Source organism: Kitasatospora sp. NPDC054795, assembly GCF_053611565.1.
This window is the reverse complement of sequence record NZ_JBSHAP010000243.1, coordinates 1-5,783: the sequence shown is the minus strand read 5'-3', so window position 1 is coordinate 5,783 and position 5,783 is coordinate 1. Positions and strand designations below refer to the sequence as shown.

The 5,783-nt window shown below is 72.5% G+C and carries 4 protein-coding genes; 2 read left to right on the top strand and 2 right to left on the bottom strand.

Annotation, left to right across the window (positions count from 1 at the left end):
* Positions 1–119 precede the first annotated feature (119 nt).
* Positions 120–2,096: a hypothetical protein gene (locus ACWGJO_RS40710; RefSeq protein WP_452190841.1), complete on the bottom strand. Its 1,977-nt coding sequence runs from the start codon at positions 2,094–2,096 to the stop codon at positions 120–122.
* A 346-nt stretch (positions 2,097–2,442) separates the two neighbouring features.
* A complete protein-coding gene (locus tag ACWGJO_RS40705; RefSeq protein ID WP_452190840.1) occupies positions 2,443–3,279 on the bottom strand; it encodes an amidohydrolase family protein in 837 nt (278 codons plus the stop codon).
* Between the two features lie 381 nt (positions 3,280–3,660).
* On the opposite strand from ACWGJO_RS40705, the gene ACWGJO_RS40700 reads away from it, so the two are divergent.
* Positions 3,661–4,563, top strand: a complete 903-nt coding sequence (locus tag ACWGJO_RS40700) for a hypothetical protein (RefSeq protein WP_452190839.1) — start codon at positions 3,661–3,663, stop codon at positions 4,561–4,563.
* Between the two features lie 340 nt (positions 4,564–4,903).
* The gene (locus tag ACWGJO_RS40695) at positions 4,904–5,644 is read left to right on the top strand and encodes a dienelactone hydrolase family protein (protein WP_452190838.1); all 741 of its coding nucleotides are present in this window, start codon (positions 4,904–4,906) and stop codon (positions 5,642–5,644) included.
* Positions 5,645–5,783 lie beyond the last annotated feature (139 nt).

Below are 5,783 nucleotides of genomic sequence, written 5' to 3'. Positions count from 1 at the left end.
GGGGTGGCGCCCGGCCGCGCGGCCTGCTCGGTGACCAGCCGCGATCAGCTGCGATCAGCCGTGGTCGGCCGGGTTCGGCCGTGGTCGGCCGGGTTCGGCGAGGGCTGCCCCTACGGCTGTCAGAGGGCGAGCTTCTGGCAGAGCAGCGCGGACGGCCGCGCCGCCCACAGCTGCCACCAGGGCGCGCTGTAGGCCATGCCCGCGACGACCTCGTCGTCCGCGCACTGACCCTTGGCGAAGCCGTACGAGAAGTCACCGCCACCGGCCGCGGCCGGGCGGTTGTCACCCTTCTCGAACCAGAGCGTGCGGGTCGAAGTACCCAGCGGGGCGGCGGACTTGGCGCAGAGCGCGCCCATCGTCCGGCCGTTGCGGCTGTACCCGGTCATGACCGAGCCGGCCGGGCACTGGGCCTTGGCGTAGCCCGACGCCCATTCGGTGGTCACGTAGGTGCCGCCGTGGTCGACGACGAACGCGCGGCCGGCGTCCCACAGGCCGGCCTTCGTGACGTCCGTGCAGAGGCCGTTGTCGCCGCCGTAGCTCAGCCCGATCAGCCGGCTGCCGTCCGGGCAGGCGGCCTTGAGGGCGTACGGGTCCCAGTCCGGCCGGGTCGCCAGGTAGGCGGAGTGGTTGTCGTCGAACAGGCTGGCGTTGAGCGAGGTCCAGTCCACCAGCCGTACCGGGGGCTGCCCGACACTCACCGAGGCGATCGGCCATTCGCGGTGGAAGGCCAGGAAGGGCAGGTCCGCCTCCAGGATCGGGGTGCCGAGGATGACGAGCCGGGCCATCAGCGCCCCGTTGATGTCGAGTCCGCCGTAGAGGGCCGCCGCACCGTTGACGTCCGGCGTGGTGCTCGCGCCGTCGAGGACGACGGAGCCGTTGACCACGGCCCGCAGGTACGGCTCGATGGACGCCTTCACGCCGACCGTGTCGTACAGGGCGATCGAACCCTCGGCGAGCAGGCCGGCCTTCGCCGAGGCGGAGCCCCTGAGGTCGAGGCGCAGCGGGGAGACGGTGGAGTTCCCGGGGTCGGTGGTGGTGGTCCAGCCCGGGCCCTTGACGTAGTCCGAGTGGACGCCCCACTGGCCGTCGTAGGCCTGCTCGGCGTCGAGGCTGACGGTGCCGTCGGCGCTGATGTCGGCCGAGAGGGTGAAGGCCAGGTTGATCACGACGGGCAGCGGGCCGACCATCACCACCGGGCTGGCGCTGTACTTGGCCAGGGGTATCCGGATCGGCCCGGTGCTCGCGGTGAGGTTCGCACTGACGTGCCAGTCCGCGTGCGCGCCCAGGGTGAAGCCGACCCGGGCCTGCTGGGGGTCGATGACGCCGAGGCCGCCCTGATAGGAGAAGTCGATGGCCGGACGGAGCGAGACCGAGCCGGACAGCTTCGCCGAACTGCCGTCGGGCAGCGGGACGGTGGCGTTCGCGCTCAGCCCCAGGCTGCCGGACACCGAGCCCTGGCCGGAGGTCGCACCGAGGTCGGTGACGACCTGGACGCCGCCGATCTGGGGCTGGACGTCGAAGGTGCTCGGACTGACGGCGCTGCGCAGGCTGGCGCTGGTGCCGCCGAGCAGTTCGGGGAGGGTGGCCGGGCGGGTGGAGACGGCCACCTTCCCGTCCGCGGTCGACTGCACATCAGTGACGGCGACCAGCGCGCCGTGCGGGGCCGCCGGGGTGGGCGGGCTGTCGATCAGCTGCCCGGGCCGGACGGCTGCCGCGGCGGCGTCCGGGCTCGCGGCCAGGGCGGACGGTGCCTGCGGACCGGTGGTGGCCGGTGCGAGCACGGCGGCGCCGGTGGTCGGGTCGTAGGAGGAGAGCGCGAGGACGGGGGCGGTAGTGGCGGTCGCCGGCGCGCTGCCCTGCGCCGGGGCCGCCACCGTGGCCGCGGCGGTGCCGGACGCCGGGGGCGCCAGCGTCGCCGACGCGCTCGGGGCGGCGGACGGGTCGGACGACGCCGCTGCGGTGGTTGCGGTGGTTGCGGTGGTTGCGGTGGTGTTCGCGGCGGCCGGTGAGGCCGCCGCTCCGGTCAGGACGGCGCCGCAGAGGAGGAGCACGGTGGTTGTCGCCGCGGCTGACAGCGTCAGCTTGCGCACGGTCACGTGGAGGGTCCCTTCGGGGTCAACGGTGCTGAGGCAGTGGTGACTTGTGGCGGGACGCACAGTCCGGAGCCGTCGCACCGACTCTCGAACCGCCGGGTAACATAGCACTGACCGACAGCGTTGTTGACTGGTTCGGGCGAATCCCGGGTCACGACCACCGAGACTTCACCGCCCTGGAGCGGGGCCTTCCCTTCTGGTTCACACGGCACTCGGCGACCGGGGCCGAGACGGGCCGACGGAGCGGATCCGGAACGGTTCCGACCGTGCCGACCGGCCGTCATCTCCGCCGAACGGCCGCCCCGCTCACGGCCTCCCGCTCACGGCCTCGCCGGGCGCGGCTTCCGGCTCACGGCTTCGCCGGGCGCGGCCAGTCCAGGACGGCACGCACCGTCCCGGCGAGGAGCCATTCCTTGTCCTCGGCGCCGAGCCGGTCGGTCTCCCGCAGGGCGAAGAGCTCGTCGGCCCAGCAGTGGTCGCCGCTGATCATGGTGTGGTCACTGGCCCACATGACGCGCTCGCGGCCGAAGGCGTCCAGCACGCGCAGCAGTTTGTCGAGCGCGGGCGTGAACGGGTAGTCGCCGGCATGGAACAGCTCCGGGCCGTGCCCCCACTTGATCATGATGTTCGACTGGTCGGACAGCCGCAGGACGTCCTCGAACTCCTCGTCGTTCACCGGCATTCCGACGTGGTCGAGGACGATCGGGGTGTCGGGATGGGCTTTCGCGTAGGGGAGCAGCAGGTGCCCGTTGCGCGCCGTCATCGCGAAGACGGGCAGGCCGTGGTCGGCGGAGGCGTCGAACACCGGCCCGTAGTCGCCCCGGGCGAGTTCCCTGACGTCCTCGTCCTCGCGTGCCACGATCCGCACCGCCCGGGCGTGCGGCGCATCGGCCACGGCCCTGATACCGGAGGCCAGTTCGGGGTCCCGGTGGTGGATGCGCAGTAGGTAGCAGAAGCGCTCGGGGTACCGGATCGACGCCATCTCGGCCCCGGGCGCGACGGCCCGGAACGCGCGGGCCCCCGGCAGCGCGATGCCCGGTTCGCCGTGGCCGGTGCGGGCCTCGAAGCCCCAGAACTCGTCGATCACCGCCGCTTGGATGCCCAGGGCGTTCATGGCGGCGAGGGTTTCCTCGGCGCTCATGGTGAGGTGGAGGTGGATCTGAGCGTCGACGATGTCCATCGGCATGGGTACGTGCCTTTCGCGAACCCGGCCCGGGCCCGGGGGCGAGGTGCGGCGCCACGGTGCCGGTGTCCGCGCCGGACGTCCTCACAGCCTCACCGTAGGGAACAACGACGCCAGGACGACAACGACACTTCGGGACACGGATCATGAGTCCTGATCATGTCCCGGTGCGGACCCGGCGAGGCCCGGCGGGGCCCGGCGGCGGCGATGAAGGCCCGGGTCGACACCGGGATCAACAGCCGCGCCGCCGCTACCCCGCGGCGCCGCCCGCCTGCCCCCGCCACCGGGCGAGGCTGCCACGGGTGGCCAGGGTGTGGGGGTGTTCCGCGCCCAGCACCCGCGCCTGGTCGGCGAGCACGGCCTCCAGGGCTGCGGCGGCGGCTGGTGGCGGAGACCGCGCCGCAGCGCCGGGCGATACTGGAGCGGCTCCTCGCGGACCTGCCCCCCTCCGGGGCCTTCGATCCGACCGATCCCGAGCAGTGGGAAGCGGCGCTGATCGACGTCCTGCTGTCCCACCCGGCGAGCCGCCTGCTGGCCGGCCTGGAACTGCACCTCACCGACTACCACCACTCCGCCGAGCGCGCCGCGGCCGCCCTGGCCCGTCGGCAGTGGCCCCGCCTGGAATCCCTGTACTTCGGCCACGATTTCGGCACGCTCTACGAGCACCACGAGACATCGACGGGCAACCGGGTCGAGCCCGAGACGTACCTGCACGACGCGGTGGTGCCCAAGGAGGTGGAGCGCGCCCTGTGGAGGTCCCTGCCCGCGCTGCGCACCCTGGAACTCGAAGGCGCTTTCCTGTTCGACGACGTGGAGCACGAAACCCTGACGCGTCTGCGGACCCGGGGGGCCGTCTTCTCGGACGGTTCCCTGTTCGCGTTCTCGGCACCCGGTCTCACCTCGCTGGAGGTGGAGATCGGCCATGACATCCACGGCGTCGTCGGGACGAACGCCCAGCTGGAGGAACTCGACGCCGCCAGGTATCCGCTGCTGAGGAGCCTCGACCTGAGCGAGGCGCTCTTCGACCCGGACGGGGCCGGCGACTTCGTCGTCCTCGCGGAGAGCTCGCTGCTCCCCCAGCTCGCGTACCTGGGCATCAGGGACCTGGTGATCGAGGACACGGACGGCGACCGGGACCAGCTGACCGTTCTGACGGAACTGGCCCCCCGATTCGCCCATCTCGACCTGCACGTGGGGGGGCGACATCGACATCGAGGGAGCCGACGACCGGGACGTCGACCGCGTTCTCGCCGCGCTCGGCCTGGGCGAGCACGCGGACACCGATGACGCGGACGTCGACTGAGCGATGCGCGAGACCCGCACGCCGGGCACTCCACCCGCTCCCGGCTCGTCGTGGCACGGACGGTCACGTGCTCGGCGTGGACCGCGATGCCATCGGCGAGTTCGCCGGCCTGCCGGATCCCGTCCGGCGTGTGCAGGTCGGGTGCCGAGTGCCTGTATCGACCGTTGCTCCCGCCGATCTGCTAGCCTTCCGGAGGCCGTGCGAGAGAACAAGGAGGTGGTACCCGTGAACGTATCGACATGGGTGCTCTCCTCCGGGGTCACGGTCGGGCGATAGGTCGTCGTCCGGGAGCGCCGTTCCAGCGCATTCCCGAAAGGCACGACCATGAACTTCACGTCCGAACAGCGCCTCGACGACGACATCCTCGAGCGCGAGTTCACCCTCGGCGAGATCCCCGGCATCCTGTGGACGCCCGCATCCGCCTCCGCGTCCGAGCCGGTCCCGCTGGTCCTGCTCGGTCACCCCCCGCTCGGCCTGCACAAGATGTACCCCCGGCTGGTCGCCCGGGCCCGACGCTGCGCGGCGGACGGCTTCGCCGCCGCCACCATCGAGCTCCCCGGGAGCGGTGACCGGCCCCGCTGGGACGCGGCCGAACAGGCCCGCGCCGACCTGCGGCAGGCCATGGCCGCCGGTGAGCCGGTCAGTGACGAGATCATCGACGCCCTCATCCTCCCGCTCGTCGACCGGGCCGTCCCGGAATGGCGGGCCGCCCTGGACGCCCTTCTCGCACGGCCCGAGATCGGCGGTCCGGTCGGGTACTCGGGGGGAATCATCTCCATCGGCATCCGGCTGGCGGTGGTCGAACCGCGCATCGTGGCCGCCGGCCTCTTCGCCGGGAGCTTCGTGCCCCGCGCCATGTTCGAGGAGGCCCGCCGGGTCACCGTTCCGCTGCACGTCCTGCTGCAGTGGGACGACGAGGGGAACGACCGGCAGGCGTCCCTGGACCTGTTCGACGCCTTCGGCTCCCAGGAGAAGACGCTGCACGCCAACATGGGCGGGCACACGGGCGTCCCGCAGTACGCAGGGGAGGACGCGGCCGGGTTCTTCGCCCGGCACCTGCGCTGATCACGGGCCGGACCAGCGGCCGGACCAGTAGGCAGGAGGCGGTGCCGGCCGGCACACCACTCGTCAAGGACGGCATGGGCTCTCCGTGATGGCGCCGGCCGGCAGGTGCACAACCGCCCCGACCGGGCCGGTACCAGCC